This is a genomic window from Flavobacterium soli DSM 19725 (assembly GCF_000422705.1).
Classification (GTDB): Bacteria; Bacteroidota; Bacteroidia; order Flavobacteriales; family Flavobacteriaceae; genus Flavobacterium; species Flavobacterium soli.
Window position 1 is genome coordinate 346854 of sequence record NZ_AUGO01000003.1, and the last position, 16694, is coordinate 363547.

Here is a 16694-nt window from a genome sequence, read left to right on the forward strand (position 1 = left end):
TATCTAAACTCTATTAAATTTCAACAAGGCCTAACATAATGGCTTTCCGGACTATTCCAGCAATATTTCGGGCTTCTAATTTCAACATGAGATTTCCTCGATGTGTTTCTACTGTTTTTTCAGAAATAAACAAAAGTTCGGCTATTTCCTTGGTGGTTTTTTCTTCTACAATGAGTTGCAGGATATCTTTTTCGCGTTGCGTAAGTTCGATGTTGGGCTTGAAAGTTTGGGTTTCAAAGAATGTTTGCTGGGTTTGCGAACTAAAATATTTCTCACCCGTAATAACTGTTTTCAAGGCTTTTTCGATTTCAATTCGGCTGTCGGTTTTAAGCAAATAACCATCAAATCCAACATTTATAGCTGATTTTATTGTCGCCATATCACTATAGCTTGTCAAGGCAATTACTTTTATAGCTTGATATTTCTTTTTAATTTCCAAGATAATTTCCCTGCCATCAAATTTTCCAAAATGAATGTCAAGCAACAAAACATCAAATTCATCCTGTTCCAGAATTTCTTTCAAAGAAGGATAGTCAGCAGCTCCAGCAGTTTTTTCTACAAAATCAAACGTAGATAGCAACAGCTCTAGTCCATCTAGAACAAGAAAATGATCGTCAGCAAGTACTAATTTCATGTTCCTCAAAATTGATAAGTGAGAAACAAATTTAAGAAAATATTAACTACAAATTTCTAATATGAATAAAAATCTAAAAGTATTTTTTAGGCTAAAAACAAGCATTACAGCTCTTTAAGTTTTTAAATTTGAAACACCTTTTCTTTTCATCATAAAATAGATGCCCAACAATAAGCCTGCAAAAAGCAATACCAACAAATGATCATCAATTGGAGCTGGATCTACTTCTGAATAGGGATCTTCTTCTCCATCTGGCGAATCGGGACCTTGCATTAAGTACTCTAAAGCCTGAACACGGCAAACAAATAGTAAAATAAAAACTAGGCTAAATTTTAAAGCGATACGTGTCATAACTTTTGTTTTTAATTGATTATTTTTCTTGTAGTAATTCGGTTGTTGCTTTCTACACTTATAAGCAGCATTTCAGCATTTATAAGGTTCGATGGGATTTGGAAAATAGTTGTATTTACTTTTTCATTGCTGTAAATCAGTCTGCCTAAAACATCATAGATTTTTATTTTTTGAATTTCTTCATCTGATTTTACGATAATGTTTTCTTGGAATTTGTAAATGAAAAGACGGCTTGTTGTATCGGGGTTTTCAATACCCAACGTGGATTGGTAGACAACTTCAAATCGTTCATTAAATGTTCCGGCATCCGATAAAAAACTATAAGGAGTTTGTAGGTTATGCGTCATATTGGTTTGATTGTCTTTCAAATGGATGATGACATCGCCTTCTAAAAACAAACCATCAAAATTGGCTAAAGAAATTGTAAAAGTCCCCATATTTTCAGCCTTAAACCCTAACGGAACCACATCAGAAACTTCAAATGGCAATCCTTTTCCTTGAATGCTGTATTTTTCGTCTTCAATCAAACTATACAAAGCCGAACCTTCGTAGCCAAACATTTTCCCGTCAATTTGGGTATCAACTCCATCAGTTGCACCGTCCATATAACTCACCAAAATCTGATTGTAGTTTACATCGTTTTCTCCTTTAAGATTTAACCAAAAACGGTGTCTCTCGGCTGTATTTGTTCTAAAGAAATTAGTAGTATTGTTTACTCGCATTGCGTTAGTAAAAGTAACCTGAGTCGTATCATTGTAAGCAATAAATCCTTGACCAACTGCGATATGGTTTGTAGGTTCTACACCTTCTTCATTTACGGCAGTTCCCCCAGCAATGGTATAGGTTGCATAATTGTTTTGGGTATAATCACCATCTTCAGCAGCATAGGTATTGGTCCAGAAATACAAAGCTCCAAGTGACGGATTGGCATCAAAAAGCTCCAAAGCATCGATAGTAGAAGGATATGGATTTCCAATTGATGTAAAACTATCTTCGTAAGTTGAGACAATTAAACTTCCGTTGTTTGGAGTTCCAATAAATTCACCTTCATAAGCTATTGGGGTAACTTCATCCCAAGTGTTTGGAGCTCTGAAAAGATAGCCTTTTGCATTTGCAAAAACAGCATCTGCAGTAAATGGACTGGGGTTGATATAGCCACTTGTCCCTTCATACACATAAATTCTTCCTGTTGCTCCAATATAATTCGTAACTCCGTTTATCGTTTCGGGTGAAAATCCAAATAAATTCTGATTGGAAATTGGCGAAGACCACATCGTATAATCCAAACGCTTGAAAGGTGTGTTTTCTTTGTAAACGATAATTTCGCCTTGATTTTTTCGAGTTGAAGCCGTTGTGGTTTGCACCAAATTACCGTCGTTTTCTACAATAAAATTTGCTGGTTCTAGATTATTGATGATCGAACCATCGATAGAAAGTGAAGCTTCGGGCAAAATGCTGAAAATGCCACTATTTACCGTGAAATTTTTTGCCGAAAGGCTGGTTGTCAATTCCAAGTTTCCTTCGATTATTGCCGAACGGCTTGCATTTGGCTCTCCATCGCTCCAAGCTGTTCCGTTCCAAATTGTGGGACATGAACTTTGAATTTCAGTAACATTATTGCAACCCGATGCGTTGGTGTTGATCGTTCTAGGTTTGGCTGTCGCCAAATAGTCACAGATGTTTTTCAAATCGCAAACTTCCACTTTTGGATTGGTCGAAATGAGAAGATTCAAAATGGTAGTTTGGTTGATATTTCGAACTCCTTGAATACTTTCTAGATTTTGATTGTTAAAAATGGAAAGTAATCTGGTATCAGAGGTCATGTTTAGCAATGTTATCCCCGAAAGACCATTGATGTTTTCTAGCAAAGGATTGTTTTGTATTAGAATTCGCCCAGCTTTTGTCAGGTTTTTCAAACCATCAAGGTTGGTTAATGTCGCATTATTCATGACTTCCAAACTCACGTTATTTATTGCATTTGTCAACGAAATCAATCCATCAATATTATTTAGCAGCTGATTGTCTTTTATCATCAAATAACTCGAAGTGATACTCGTGAGGCCTAATCCGTCAAGGTTTTGAAGGCTGTCATTATTGATTACTCTAAAACCATTAGTCGCTTGAGTAATATTTTGAAGTCCAGAAATATCGGTCAATAAAGAATTGTTGTCAATTAATAATGAAAGGACTGTTGATGCAACTCCAATTTCTAAATCAATCGCTTGAAGAGAATCATTTCCTAAAATTTGAAATTGGCCATTTACTTTTTCAATAAAAAAGCCATCAAGATTGGGCAAGGCATCATTGTTTTCTATGATTATATTATTACTAAAACCAAAAATAGCCGAAGTAATATTGATTGCCGAAACATCCTGCAAAGAAGTGTTGTTTCGCAGCGTAAAACTCCCTTTGAGTGAAGCTAATGAAGCCAATCCGTCCAGATGTTCCAAAGCAGTATTGTTGATAATCAGAATTCCTTCAGCATTTCCTGAAAGTCCTACTGAAGCAAGGTTTTGCAACCCGTTCATCTCTTCCAAAACCGCATTATCCTGAATCGATAAATAGCCATAATTAATTGATGATACAGCATTTAGCCCGTTTAGGTTTTCCAATGCATCATTGTTGTGAATTTCCAGGTTTCGGTTAATAGTTGCTATTTCACTTAAACCCGTAACATCGTTTAACAAAGGATTGTCATTAATAATTAAATCTCCGGTAGTCCCTATTCCAATAGCTGTAATATTTTCTAGAGCATCTAGGTTTGAAATATTGGTTCCAATGATGCTAAGATTGGTCAAAGTCCCCGATAATCCCGATAATCCATCAATAGAAGTCAAAGCGGGATTTACATTTATTCTAATAGCTCTTAAAACAGTAGTCAGGTTTTGGAAACCTAAATCTTGCAACAAATTATTCTCAATAAAATCGATTCCTCCCTTAACAGTATGCAAACTCGAAAAATCTACATTTTCCAGATTAATTCCCTGATAAACCTCAAATTTTCCGCTGTTAATTTGAAAATCGCCTAGCAAGTTTGCACCAACTTCTTCCAATGCTGGAAAATTTGCAGTTTCAAGATTATCGTTAGAATGCAAATGGAATGTTGTCCCAACGGTTTCAAGACCATTAAAATCAACGGTTATTAAGTTGTTATTTTCTCTAAGATCAAATCGGGCAACACTCGTAAGATTTGGCAAAGAAATACTAGTAAAATCCGTATTTCCTAAATATTGAATCAAAAAATTCCCGCCAACAGTGGTAAGGTTAGAAAGTCCTTGAATGGATGTAATATTTTGAAAACTCTGAACCGAAAGCATTCCGTCAACGCTTTCCAAACCTGCCAAACCATCTAGATTCACCAGCGGAAAATTGAAACCATCAAGTTCCAAATTACCCCCAATACTGGTAATATTATGCAATCCTTGAAGCGAGGTCAACGAAGCATTCCCCCAAAGCCTGAGATTTCCAGTAACCGAAGTCAATTGAGCCAGAGGAGTCAAATCCGTAATATCGCTACCACTAATTTGAAGATTTCCTGTAAACAAACTACAACCTGAATAATTGGTGACAAAATCGTCAACCGCTTGCTGGGAATCAAGCGTTACCGTGCCACTTCCGCATTGTGAAAAGCCACTAAAATCAGACAGTATTACACAGAAAAACAACAACTTGAAAGTAAAATTTTTCATAACCTTATGCTTTTATAAATTGATAAGGCAAAATTGAATTTAAAAATGAAGTTTCTTTTAAGGGTAAATCGGGAAATTGCAACTCAGGGTTTTCCCTGATAAAGGTTGAAATCATTTTCTGAAGAAGAAAAAGTGCTACTTTAAATTTGAATAAAAAATAGTACTTTTGATGGAATGTCAATAGATAGAAAAGATAAAGGATAGTTTGAATTAAATCGATTTACAGCCCATCAATGTCAAAAATAAAAATCGCTTTCTTCTGCCAAAATTGTGGCACTCAATATTCAAAATGGCAAGGCCAATGCAATGCTTGTAAGGAGTGGAATACCATAGTAGAAGAAATCATCCAAAAAGAAGAAAAGAAAGATTGGAAAATCGCCACTGCTCCAGATGCAAAACGTGCTACCAAACCTTTAAAAGTACACGAAATAGACAGTGCGGAAGAAATTCGGCTTGACACTCGTGATGGCGAATTAAACCGCGTTCTTGGAGGCGGAATCGTTCCTGGTTCGCTGATTCTTTTGGGTGGAGAACCAGGTATCGGAAAAAGTACCTTGCTGTTGCAAATTTCACTGAAATTACCGTACAGGACTTTATATGTTTCAGGCGAAGAAAGTCAGAAGCAAATCAAGATGAGAGCTGAAAGAATCAATCCTTTAAGCGATAATTGCTATATTCTTACCGAAACCAAGACACAAAACATCTTCAAGCAAATTGAAGCCATCGAACCCGAGATTGTCATCATCGATTCAATTCAAACGCTTCACACCGATTATATAGAATCGTCTCCCGGAAGTATTTCTCAAATCAGGGAAACTACTGCGGAATTGATAAAATTTGCTAAGGAAACCAATATTCCAGTTATTTTAATCGGACATATTACAAAAGACGGAAACATCGCGGGACCAAAAATATTGGAACACATGGTCGATACTGTCCTGCAATTTGAAGGCGACAGAAACCATATTTACAGAATCCTTCGTTCGCTCAAAAACCGTTTTGGCTCTACAGCCGAACTCGGAATTTACGAAATGCAAGGTTCAGGATTGAGAGAAGTTTCAAACCCTTCCGAAATTTTGATTTCGCATAAGGAAGAAGAACTTTCGGGAACGGCAATCGCTACAACCATGGAAGGAATGCGACCGATTATGATTGAAATCCAAGCATTGGTCAGTACGGCAGTTTATGGAACTCCTCAACGAAGCACAACAGGTTACAACGCCAAAAGACTGAACATGATTTTGGCTGTTTTGGAAAAAAGAGCCGGTTTTAGGCTTGGCGCCAAAGACGTTTTCCTCAACATTACGGGAGGAATTTCTGTTGATGATCCCGCAATTGACTTAGCTGTTGTAGCTGCAATTCTATCCTCCAACGAGGATATTCCTGTCGGAAAAGATTTTTGTTTTGCTGGAGAGGTTGGACTTTCTGGCGAAATCCGACCTGTAAATCGAGTGGATCAAAGAATTCAAGAAGCAGAAAAATTAGGCTTTTCAACGATTTTTGTTTCGAAGTACAATAAGATTACCTTGAAAAACACGTTTATCAAGATTAGATTGGTTTCGAAGATTGAAGACGTGGTTGGGGAATTGTTTGGATAATCACAACTTGTTAATTCTGTTTTTTTAACGATTCACTTTCTATTTATAATTTATATTTGCGAGAACAACTCCACCCCAAATGAAAACAAGAAAACAAAAAATAACACGAATTTTAATTGGCATCGGGATTTTTCTCGTGCTTTTAATTATTTTATTTTTTGCTTTTAGAAATACCATTTTAGATAAGGCGATTGATAGAATTGTCAATAAAATGGAACGCGATTACGACAGTAAATTCACTGTTAAAGAAGCCACTTTCCAAGGATTGACAGGTGTGTCGATGAAAGAAATTGCATTGGTTCCAAAAGGTCAGGATACGCTTTTCAGTATCCAAAAGATGGAAACCAGTGTGAGCTTTTGGCATATTATTACTGGAAATGTTCAATTGGGAACGCTTCATGTGGAAAACGGTTTTGTGCAATTGGTCAAGAAAGGCGATGTCAAAAACTTTGGCAAATTCCTTAAAAGAGAAGCTACAGATGATGATTTATCTGCTGAAAAAACCAAAAAAAGAGATTATGCTGAACTTGCCTACAGCCTGATATCTAAAGGACTCAACTTGATTCCGACGGACATGAACGTGAAAAATCTTGCGTTTCGTTTGGATGATAACGGCAAGAAAGCCAACATCAACTTCAATGAATTGCTTTTGGCTGATAAGCAACTCGAAACTTCCATCAGAGTGCAAACCAATACTTTCACGCAACGTTGGAAAATAAAAGGTTTTGCCGATCCAAGAAATAAAAAAGCCGATATTGCCTTTACGAATATGGATACTGGAGCGATTAAAATGCCCTATTTCGATGAGCGTTTCAACTTGAAATCCAGCTTCGATTCCATCCGTGTAAACGTCGAAAATATTGATATGAGTGGTGGCGAATTGCACATTGACGGTTTTTCTTCCATCAAAAATCTGACAGTAAATCACGCCAAGATTGCCAAGAAAGATGTTGTCATCAAGGATGCACGCTTTGATTATCGTTTACTGCTTGGCGAAGATTTTGTTTCGGTTGATAGCAGTTCTACAGTGATGTTGAATAAGATAAAATTCAACCCGTTTTTAGAATTCAATACTGAGGAAGATACGATTTATAAGATGAAAGTCGTGATTCCCGAAATGAAAGCACAGGATTTTATCACGTCGCTTCCCGAGGGTTTGTTTACTAATTTTGAAGGTATGGAAGCCGAAGGAAATTTCGATTTCAACTTGAGTTTTATCTTCAATAAAAACAAACCAAACGATTTGGTTTTTGATAGCAAATTAAGCAAAAACGGTTTCAAGATTCTCAAATATGGCGAGGCAAATTTGAGCAAATTGAACGGAGAGTTTGTTTATCGGGCTATTGAAAACGGTCGGGCTCAACGAGGAGTTTTGGTTGGAAATGCCAATCCAAATTATACTCCGTTAAGCGAAATTTCGCCTTATTTAAGAAAAAGTGTCCTCACAACCGAAGATCCATCCTTCTTTTCGCACAAGGGTTTTATTACCGAAGCCTTCAAGCAATCTATCATTAAAAATATCAAGACCAAGAAGTTCAGTCGTGGCGGAAGTACGATCAGTATGCAATTGGTAAAAAATGTTTTCTTGACAAGAGAAAAAACACTTTCGCGTAAACTCGAAGAAATTTTATTGGTTTATATCCTCGAAAACAATCGAATCGTCAGCAAGGAAAGAATGCTGGAAGTGTATTTCAATGTGATCGAATGGGGACCAAACGTTTACGGAATTGGCGAAGCTTCAAACTTCTATTTCCAGAAACATCCTTCGCAATTGAACTTGAACGAATGCCTGTTTTTGGCTAGCATTGTTCCGCGACCTAAGGGATTTATGTGGAAATTTAATGATGAAGGAAACTTGAGAGACGGTGCGGTAAAAATGCAAAACTACCTCACAAATTTAATGCTTCGAAGAGGAGTTTTGACGGCTGATGACACGATTTACAAGTCGTTCCCGGTTGTCGTTTCCGGTCCAGCAAGATCCTTTATCCGAATCAAAGAAGTAGATTCTACTGCAATTGATTCGGTTGATGTGTTGGATGAGTTTGATTTTTAGTTTATTTGAAATTTCGCAGAAATTCTTCCTTGTAAGTAGGTGAAACTTCAATTTCTGAGCTATCATGCAACGTGATATAACCTCCTTTGTTGTATGATTTCACAAAACTCATATTGATGATATGCGATTTATGAACCCGTAAAAAAGGCAGTGGTAAAATTTCTGAGAAATGCTTTAAAAATCGACAAACCATTTTTTTATTTCCGTTATTGAGGTAGAGATCCGTGAAATTTCCGTTACCACGAAGACGTACAATTTCTTCCATTTTTACCACTTCAAAACCTTCCAATGTTGGAAGAATAACTTGTTGCTTTTCAGGTTTTGTTTCACGAAAATTCTCGACAATAATCTTGTTTCTGTTGAAGATTTCGTGATTCAGGATTTGCTGATGCACTTTATTTACTGCCACAATCAACTCTTCTATACTGATTGGTTTCAATAAATAATAAGCAGCACTTTGATTCAATGCTTTGAGTGAATATTCGGAAAAGGCAGTTACAAAAATGGTTTCAAAACGTAAATCCTTACAAGCTTCCAGTACATCAAAGGCATTTCCGAAAGGCATTTCTACATCTAAAAAAACCAATTGAGGTTGCAATTCGTGCAATAGCGGAACGGCTTCCTTGATGTTTTGGGCTTCACCAATAACTTCAATTTGGGGACAATATTTGCTCAAGTAGTTTTTCAAAACTTCTCTTGCAGCAACTTCGTCCTCAACGATTACACTTTTTATTTTTTGCAGGGTCATCATAATTTATCGATAAAAGTACAGCCAATTCTAACAACGGTTCCTGTTTCGGGAGTTTCCTTTTCGGTAATTTGAAAAGTAATTTCCTTTTTATACAACTCGTTCAATAAAGCGATTCTTTCTTTTGTATTGGTCATTCCGCGGGATTGATGCACTTTTTGATTTTGGGTTTTCAATTCCTGGCTTTTTGACATTCCTATGCCGTTATCATCGATTGTCACCACTACTTTTCCGTCTATTAATTGAAACTTCAAGAGTAACATTCCTTTATGTTCCAGATATCTTAATCCATGCCAAATAGCATTTTCTAAATGGGGTTGTATGATCATATTTGGAAAAAAAGTAGTCTCGACATCCAGTTTTTCATCAACTGAAATTGAGAAATCAAACTTGTCCTGAAAACGCAGATGTTCCAAATCCAAATACTTTTGCAATTGCTCGATTTCGTTCCCCAAGGTTACAAAATCTTTATTGGAATTCTCCATCATATTTCGCATCAGATTGGAATAGGAAGTCAGGTATTTATTGGCTTCCAATTCCTTATTTTGAGAAATAAATTGATTGACACTGTTCAAACTATTGAAAATAAAATGCGGATTCATTTCTCTTCTCAAGGATTGCAAAGCGATTTCCTTGTTCTTGATTTTAATCGAATACAACGCTTTTACGATCAAAGCAAAAAACAATAGCAACAATGAAATAGAACCTAAAAGAACATAATTAAAGGTGTTTTTCTTGGAAATCAATTCATCTTTAAGTCCTTTTTCTTTTTCCAATTGACGAATTTTCTCTTCCGTAAGTTGGAATTTTTTTTCGTTTGTAAGAGCTGTATCGGATTGAATTAAATGGTCAAGGTTATTGAAAAACTGTTCATATAAGGCAATACTTTCGGCATCATTCTTATTGGTTTTATAATACTGGAGCATTTGCGATAAGCTCTTTTTTGCTTCCGCAGAATTGCCTTTTTCAGAAGCAATTTGGTAAGCACTTTTTAATTTTGAAATCGCTTTTTCAGATTCATTTTGCTGAAAGTGAATGGATGCCAAGGCTTGCAACTGCTTTATTTGTGTGGAATAATCCTGATTGTTCTTGGCTTCTTCTAGCAGTTTTGTATTGATTGCAATGGCTTTGTCAAATTGATTGTCAGAAGCATAGACCTTGGCAATTTCATTTTTAATCTTGATTATTTCTTTTGGTTTGTCTTTAACAAAAGTCAAGGCCTGGTTATAACTTTGAATGGCTTCAACATTATTTTTTTCTTTAAGGCTCACTTCGGCTTTTTGGACATAGGCATCGGCTACTTCTTCTACCTTATCTTCTTTTTCCAATAACCTTATATTGGAATTGGAATATTCTTTTTGGGCAACGGAATTGGATACACTTTTAAGCCTGTTAGCATCATTAGAATTTATTTTTTCTTCTTTTTTATCTGATGCTAATTCTCCTGCAACTTCATAGTTTTTTATGGCTTCGGAAATTTTATTTTGTGATTCCTGAATTTTAGCCAAGGCTCTTGTGATACGAGTTTTGTCGGCGTTTAATTTCAATTTCGTGTAGCTTGTCAGTGCTTTTTTCAGGTATTCTTCGGCTTTTGCATTGTCGCCTTTTTCTATAAAAGTATTGGCCAATGCTTCGTAGTTTTTTGCAATTTGAACTTCATCATTAACATCCAATGATTTTTTTAATTCATTGGCAACCTTGTCTATTTTTGATGTCTTTTTTTTAATGGTATCCTGTGCTACTGTTTCGTTTGGAAACAATAACAGTATAAAAATAAAACCGAAAGACCCTACTAGATTACGCATTTTCAGTGCTTTGTTTAGAATGGTAAAGATAAATTAATTTCAAATGGTTTTGCTATAGGTTTCACCAAGTCGGGAATGGTTTTTACCCTTTCTTCAAATTAGGTTTTGTTTGTATGGGTAAGTTTGTAAGGCAATCTAGGAAATGATTCCAAAGTGCTATTAGTTTCCTTTTAGTCCCGATTGAAGAGGAAATCCTTTTAGCTTGTTCCTTTAACAAGCCAAAAGATTGGAACGGAAAGCGGGAAAATGGTCTCCTAAAATGCCTATCGATTTGCTTCTAAATAAAAAAACAAAAAACTTAAAAATTAGAAATTATGAAAACAACAAATCAGAAATTCAAAAAGAGCTACAACTTGCTAATGGCAACATTTTTAGTAACCTCAATTACTTTTGCAGGTTGCAAAAACGCTACTGAGGAACCAATTGCCGTTAATGATACGGTAAAAACTGTTGATGAAAGCACCAAAATTCAAGTTGCACTTTTGCTGGATACTTCGGGTAGCATGAGTGGCTTGATTGATCAGGCAAAATCCAGATTGTGGAATATTGTAAATACCTTGACAACCTTGAAATATTCTGGAATGACACCTAATATTGAAATTTCGTTGTATGAATATGGAAATAGTGGTTTGTCTGCACAATCAAATTATATCCGACAGATTACACCATTGACGACAGATTTGGATTTGATTTCTGAGAAATTATTTTCATTAACCACAAATGGAGGTGAGGAATATTGTGGTGCTGTAATCCAAGATGCTGTGAGAAAATTGGAATGGGGAAACAAATCTGAAAACATGAAATTGATTTATATTTCGGGAAATGAACCTTTCAATCAAGGAAATGTGAATTATAAAGAAGCAATTAGCGATGCTTTGAAAAATAATATTTATGTGAATACCATTTTTTGTGGCGGAAGCATGGAAGGAATCAACACCTTTTGGAAAGATGGTGCAGATTATGGCAAGGGAAAATACTTTAATATTGATTCGAATGAGCAAATTAGATACATCCAGACGCCATATGATGATAAGATAAGTGAATGTAATGTAAAAATAAACAGCACTTATATTGGTTATGGGACCAAAGGAATCGAGAAAAAAATGAATCAGGAGGTGCAGGATAAAAATGCCGAAAGTGTTTCAAAATCCAATTATGCAGAACGTGCTGTTAGCAAATCCAAGGAAGTGTATAAAAATGAATCTTGGGATTTGGTGGATAAGGTAAAAGAAGACAAAGAGGCGGTTTCTAAACTTAAAAAGGAAGAGTTGCCAAAAGAATTACAGAATAAGAGTACGGAAGAAATCAAAGTGATTATAGAAAAAAAGGCAAAGGAGCGAGAAGTAATTCAGAAGGAAATTGCGGATTTGGCCAAAAAACGTCAGGAATATATTGATACCGAAGCTAAAAAAACCAAAACGCAGGACGATTTAGGGAATGCCATCAGCAACTCTATCGTGACACTTGCGAAAACAAAGGGATATACGGTAGAAAAATAAATAAAAAAGTATCCCAACCTTTTGCTTGTTTTTATACTCTATGTAATAAAGACATCATTCAACTCAAAAAAAAGCTATGAAAAAATTATTTTTACTCCTGTTATTTCCGGCATTCCTCTATGCTCAAAAACCCATTTTCACGACTGCAAAGGTAAAAGCTGCAACAGTTTATTTTAATTCGGCTGAGATTTCGCAAAGCACTTCGGCGGTTTTGCCAAAAGGGACAAGCGAAATCGTGATTAAAAATGTGGCCGATTATTTGAATGAAAATACGGTTCAGATTGGAGCTCCAGCAAACGTAACGGTACTTTCGGTTCAGTTTACGAACAATTATATTTCGGAATATGAGATTGATGAAAATTCTCCCGTCATAAAAAAAGTGCGGGACAGTATCAATTTGGTAGAAAAGGAAATCCAAAGGGTTACAAATGCAAAAGTAGCCGAATCGAAAACCATTGAATTATTGGACAAAAATCAGCAAGTTTCGGGTGTAAACTCAGGTTTAAGTGTGGCTGAACTCACCAAAATGGTCGACTATTATAAAGCAAAACGATTAGAACTAAACAATTCTTTTGATGCTTTAGATGAAAAAATAAAAAAACTAAACACGGTTTTATCACGTTTGAAAAACAAACTCGAAATCAATACCCAAAAAGAAGACAAGACTTCAAAAGGAAAATTAGTACTTCAAATCATGAATGAAGTGGCTGGAAATGTTGATTTCAGTATTAATTATTTGACAAATAATGCCAACTGGAAACCGTTCTATGATTTGAGGGCCAATAGTATTTCGGCACCAATCGAGATGATGTATAAAGCACAGGTTGTTCAAAACACCGGAATCGATTGGAAACAGGTGAAACTTACGTTGTCAAGCGGAAATCCGAACCAAAATAATCAGGCTCCAATTTTGAGTTCTTGGTTTTTGAGGTATGGATATGATCAAGATTATGGATATTTGAATGAAGTTGAAGTTGTAGCAAACAGACTTCAAGGGCAAGTGGCAGGAGTTTCAGTTGGATATGGTTCTGTTCAAGCAGATAAATCCATATCTAATTACACCACCATCCAAGAAAACCAACTCAATATTTCATTCGATATCGACATTCCGTATGATATTTTATCCAACGGGAAAGCCCATAGTGTAGCCTTGAAAGAAATTAATCTTCCTGCAACCTACAAATATTATGCAGCTCCAAGAGTGGAAAAAGAAGCATTTCTTTTGGCAGAAATCAGCGATTATTCAAAATACAATTTGTTGCAAGGCGAAGCCAATATCATATTTGAAGGCATGTATGTTGGGAAGACGTTCATCAACCCGAATCAAACTTCCGACACTTTGAATTTGAGTATGGGAAGGGATAAAAAGATTTCTATCAAGCGTGAAAAAGTGGTAGACAAATCGGGAACCAAATTCTTGTCTTCAAAAAAAGAACAAACTTTCACTTATGACATCACGATTCGAAACAATAAAAAAGAAGCTGTTCAATTGTTGCTAAAAGATCAATATCCGTTGAGTTCCGACAAGGAAATCGAAATTGAACTTAAAGAAAGTGACGGAGCCAAAATCAATGCTGAAACCGGAATCCTAACTTGGGATTTGAATTTGAAACCAAATGAAACCAAGAAAATCCGCATCAGTTATAAAGTGAAATATCCAAAAGATAAGATTATTGATAACTTATAAACTAAAAAAGGGTGTCGTTTCAAGTGGCACCCTTTTTTTATCTCCTAAAACTTTAACAAATCTCCAAAGCCTAAAAAAATAAATTTCTATCTTTAGGACATCAAAACCCAAAGATGGCCTTTTTTAAAATCATTCTTTATATTTTATCGATACTTGCATTGCTAACAGTCCTGATTCCTTTTGTCAAAAAGGATTTTTGGATGTTTCGTGTTTTCGATTACCCGAGGTTTCAAAAGTTTAGCATCATCGGAATGCTAACCATTATTTGGATTGTTATTTTTCCTAAAACCGAAGTCTTGTTCGACATCATTTTGATGGTTGCACTCGCGATTTCGTTTTTGTATTTGGGATACCTGATTCTTCCGTTCACGCCTTTCGGCAAAAAAATGATCGATGAGGTAAAAAAAAGTAACGGGAAAGAATGCCTGAATTTGCTCGTTGCCAACATTTACCAACACAACACCAATTATCAAAAGCTTTTAGATCTGGTTGAAAAACGAAACCCCGATATTATTTTCCTCTTGGAAACCGATCAAAAATGGCTGGAAGGTGTGAAATCGCTCCGCAAAAATTATCCGTATCATATCGAAATTCCACAAGAAAACACCTATGGATTGTTGTTCTACAGCAAGCTTCCGATTAAGCATCAGGAAATTAATTATCTAATTGATAAAGAAATTCCATCCATCATTGCCGATGTGGAATTTGATAACGAAGTGGTTCGCGTCTATGGATTGCATCCAACACCTCCAGTTCCTCAAGAGAATTCTCACAGTACAGACCGCGATGCCGAAATCCTGATGATTGGAAAAATGGCCAAAGAATATGACAAACCTTGCTTGGTAATTGGCGATTTGAATGACGTGGCTTGGAGCTATACCACAAAATTATTCCTGAAATCGAGCGAACTATTGGATCCAAGACGTGGACGAGGGATGTACAGTACATTTAACGCCAAATACAAACTGCTTCGTTGGCCCTTGGACCATTATTTTGTGAGTAGTCATTTTCGATTGGTGGATATGAAAGTCGAAAACCATATCGATTCAGATCATTTTCCAATTAGCATTTGCTTGTTGCTTTCGCATGAAGACGAAGAAAATAAAATGGAAGCCGATCAAGAAGACAAAGCATTGGTGGAAGAAAAAATACAAGCAGGAATAAATGATGAGCCGCTTTAGAAATTAATGTAACTATAAGATTTTTAGTAAAGTATATTAGTTAACTTTACTCAACACCCAAATTTTTACATATATGAAAACAACTTTACTTACACTTTTATTTTTCAACTTGACATTTGCCCAAACTATAGGGTTGACGTCCTTTGCTACTGGATTTACTGATCCCGTGGAAATTGTAAATGCTGGTGATGCTCGACTTTTTGTTGTAGAACAAGCCGGAACCATCAAAGTAGTTACGGCTTCAGGAACAGTCAACTCGACACCATTTTTAAATATTTCAAGTTTGATCAGTGCTGGAGGAGAACGCGGACTTCTAGGCTTGGCTTTTCATCCAAATTATGCCACAAACGGGTATTTCTATGTGAACTATACCAATACTAGCGGAAATACAGTAATTGCCCGATATTCGGTAAACACTACAAATCCAAATATTGCTCAAACCACGGGAACCGTTTTGATGACCATTACTCAACCTTATTCCAATCATAATGGAGGAACTATAAAATTTGGTCCCGATGGTTATCTGTATATCGGGATGGGAGATGGCGGAAGTGGAGGTGATCCTCAAGGTTATGGACAAAACATCAACAGTCTTCTCGGAAAAATGCTTCGCATCGATGTAGATTCGGGTACCCTTTATGGAAGTCCAGCTACCAATCCTTATGTTGGAATTCCAGGTGCTGATGAAATTTGGGCAATCGGACTTCGAAATCCGTGGAAATTTTCTTTCGATAGCGAAACAGGCGATTTATGGATTGCCGATGTAGGTCAACAAAACGTAGAAGAAATAAATAAGGAACCTTCAACATCAGTTGGATTAAATTACGGTTGGAAATGCTATGAAGGAAGTGATGCTTATGCAACATCAGGCTGTGCTCCAATTGCAACGATGACCTTTCCATTTGCCGAATATTCTTCTGCATCAGGAAGTCCATATTGCTCGATTACTGGAGGTTATGTGTACAGAGGAACAGATTATCCAAACTTTGAAGGTACTTATTTCTTTGCCGATTATTGTTCTAATAAAATTGCAACTGTAGATAGTGAAGGAACTGTAACCTTTTCACCTTCAATGCCAGGTGGTTTATATACTTCGTTTGGTGTAGATCAAGATGGCGAAATTTATGTCGCTTCCGCAGATAATGGAATTGTCTATAAAGTGGTGGATACGGATCAACTTTCAATTGAAGAAGCTCAAGCAGCCAAGTTCAGGATGTATCCAAATCCAGCCAAAGACGTTGTGTATTTTGCCGATGCAAATTTTCCAGCAACCATAACTATTTATGATATTTCAGGAAAAAAATTGATTGATGCGACAATCGAAAGCAATGAAACAGCACTAAACACAAGCGGTTTAGAAACTGGAATTTATATGGTAAATGTTACGGATAATTCAGGAGTTACTTCAACTTCTAAATTAGTAGTGAAGTAAAAACCAAATTTTTAAAA

General features: G+C 36.0%; 11 protein-coding genes. 6 read left to right on the forward strand and 5 right to left on the reverse strand.

Annotation, left to right across the window (positions count from 1 at the left end; all coding sequences use genetic code 11):
- Positions 1 to 13: 13 nt before the first annotated feature.
- The 3 genes from G508_RS20480 to G508_RS0106975 all read right to left on the reverse strand — a co-directional run bounded on the left by G508_RS20480 (position 14) and on the right by G508_RS0106975 (position 4674).
- A complete protein-coding gene (locus G508_RS20480) occupies positions 14 to 634 on the reverse strand; it encodes a LuxR C-terminal-related transcriptional regulator (protein WP_026704643.1) in 621 nt (206 codons plus the stop codon).
- A gap of 114 nt (positions 635 to 748) precedes the next feature.
- Positions 749 to 985, reverse strand: coding sequence for a hypothetical protein (locus G508_RS20005; protein WP_157485896.1), 237 nt, complete (start codon positions 983 to 985; stop codon positions 749 to 751).
- An 11-nt stretch (positions 986 to 996) separates the two neighbouring features.
- The gene (locus tag G508_RS0106975; protein WP_026704644.1) at positions 997 to 4674 is read right to left on the reverse strand and encodes a T9SS type A sorting domain-containing protein; all 3678 of its coding nucleotides are present in this window, start codon (positions 4672 to 4674) and stop codon (positions 997 to 999) included.
- A gap of 233 nt (positions 4675 to 4907) precedes the next feature.
- On the opposite strand from G508_RS0106975, the gene radA reads away from it, so the two are divergent.
- The gene (gene radA, locus G508_RS0106985) at positions 4908 to 6272 is read left to right on the forward strand and encodes a DNA repair protein RadA (RefSeq protein WP_026704645.1); all 1365 of its coding nucleotides are present in this window, start codon (positions 4908 to 4910) and stop codon (positions 6270 to 6272) included.
- A gap of 79 nt (positions 6273 to 6351) precedes the next feature.
- Positions 6352 to 8325, forward strand: coding sequence for a transglycosylase domain-containing protein (locus G508_RS0106990; protein WP_026704646.1), 1974 nt, complete (start codon positions 6352 to 6354; stop codon positions 8323 to 8325).
- Position 8326: 1 nt separating this feature from the next.
- Here the strand turns inward: G508_RS0106990 and G508_RS0106995 are convergent, their stop codons facing one another.
- Together G508_RS0106995 and G508_RS0107000 are read right to left on the reverse strand one after the other, a co-directional pair.
- Positions 8327 to 9076, reverse strand: coding sequence for a LytR/AlgR family response regulator transcription factor (locus G508_RS0106995; protein ID WP_026704647.1), 750 nt, complete (start codon positions 9074 to 9076; stop codon positions 8327 to 8329).
- On the reverse strand, positions 9073 to 10878 hold the full coding sequence (locus tag G508_RS0107000; protein WP_035694325.1) for a tetratricopeptide repeat-containing sensor histidine kinase: 1806 nt from the start codon (positions 10876 to 10878) through the stop codon (positions 9073 to 9075). The genes G508_RS0106995 and G508_RS0107000 overlap by 4 nt, the downstream gene beginning before the upstream one ends.
- Positions 10879 to 11192: 314 nt before the next feature.
- On the opposite strand from G508_RS0107000, the gene G508_RS0107005 reads away from it, so the two are divergent.
- From G508_RS0107005 to G508_RS0107020, 4 genes are all read left to right on the forward strand, one after another.
- Positions 11193 to 12377 (forward strand): vWA domain-containing protein, encoded by a 1185-nt coding sequence (locus G508_RS0107005; RefSeq protein WP_051197492.1) that lies wholly within the window; start codon positions 11193 to 11195, stop codon positions 12375 to 12377.
- A gap of 76 nt (positions 12378 to 12453) precedes the next feature.
- The gene (locus tag G508_RS0107010) at positions 12454 to 14064 is read left to right on the forward strand and encodes a DUF4139 domain-containing protein (protein ID WP_026704650.1); all 1611 of its coding nucleotides are present in this window, start codon (positions 12454 to 12456) and stop codon (positions 14062 to 14064) included.
- A gap of 113 nt (positions 14065 to 14177) precedes the next feature.
- The gene (locus G508_RS0107015) at positions 14178 to 15245 is read left to right on the forward strand and encodes an endonuclease/exonuclease/phosphatase family protein (RefSeq protein WP_026704651.1); all 1068 of its coding nucleotides are present in this window, start codon (positions 14178 to 14180) and stop codon (positions 15243 to 15245) included.
- A gap of 73 nt (positions 15246 to 15318) precedes the next feature.
- Positions 15319 to 16677 (forward strand): PQQ-dependent sugar dehydrogenase, encoded by a 1359-nt coding sequence (locus tag G508_RS0107020; RefSeq protein WP_026704652.1) that lies wholly within the window; start codon positions 15319 to 15321, stop codon positions 16675 to 16677.
- Positions 16678 to 16694: the final 17 nt, after the last annotated feature.

Excerpts from the sequence above, each read along its gene's own strand:
- radA (WP_026704645.1), top strand. The coding sequence starts at position 4,908 with ATGTCAAAAATAAAAATCGCTTTCTTCTGCCAAAATTGTGGCACTCAA.
- G508_RS0107005 (WP_051197492.1), top strand. The coding sequence starts at position 11,193 with ATGAAAACAACAAATCAGAAATTCAAAAAGAGCTACAACTTGCTAATG.
- G508_RS0107010 (WP_026704650.1), top strand. The coding sequence starts at position 12,454 with ATGAAAAAATTATTTTTACTCCTGTTATTTCCGGCATTCCTCTATGCT.
- G508_RS20005 (WP_157485896.1), bottom strand. The coding sequence starts at position 985 with ATGACACGTATCGCTTTAAAATTTAGCCTAGTTTTTATTTTACTATTT.
- G508_RS0107000 (WP_035694325.1), bottom strand. The coding sequence starts at position 10,878 with ATGCGTAATCTAGTAGGGTCTTTCGGTTTTATTTTTATACTGTTATTG.
- G508_RS20480 (WP_026704643.1), bottom strand. The coding sequence starts at position 634 with ATGAAATTAGTACTTGCTGACGATCATTTTCTTGTTCTAGATGGACTA.
- G508_RS0106975 (WP_026704644.1), bottom strand. The coding sequence starts at position 4,674 with ATGAAAAATTTTACTTTCAAGTTGTTGTTTTTCTGTGTAATACTGTCT.
- G508_RS0106995 (WP_026704647.1), bottom strand. The coding sequence starts at position 9,076 with ATGATGACCCTGCAAAAAATAAAAAGTGTAATCGTTGAGGACGAAGTT.
- G508_RS0107015 (WP_026704651.1), top strand. The coding sequence starts at position 14,178 with ATGGCCTTTTTTAAAATCATTCTTTATATTTTATCGATACTTGCATTG.
- G508_RS0107020 (WP_026704652.1), top strand. The coding sequence starts at position 15,319 with ATGAAAACAACTTTACTTACACTTTTATTTTTCAACTTGACATTTGCC.
- G508_RS0106990 (WP_026704646.1), top strand. The coding sequence starts at position 6,352 with ATGAAAACAAGAAAACAAAAAATAACACGAATTTTAATTGGCATCGGG.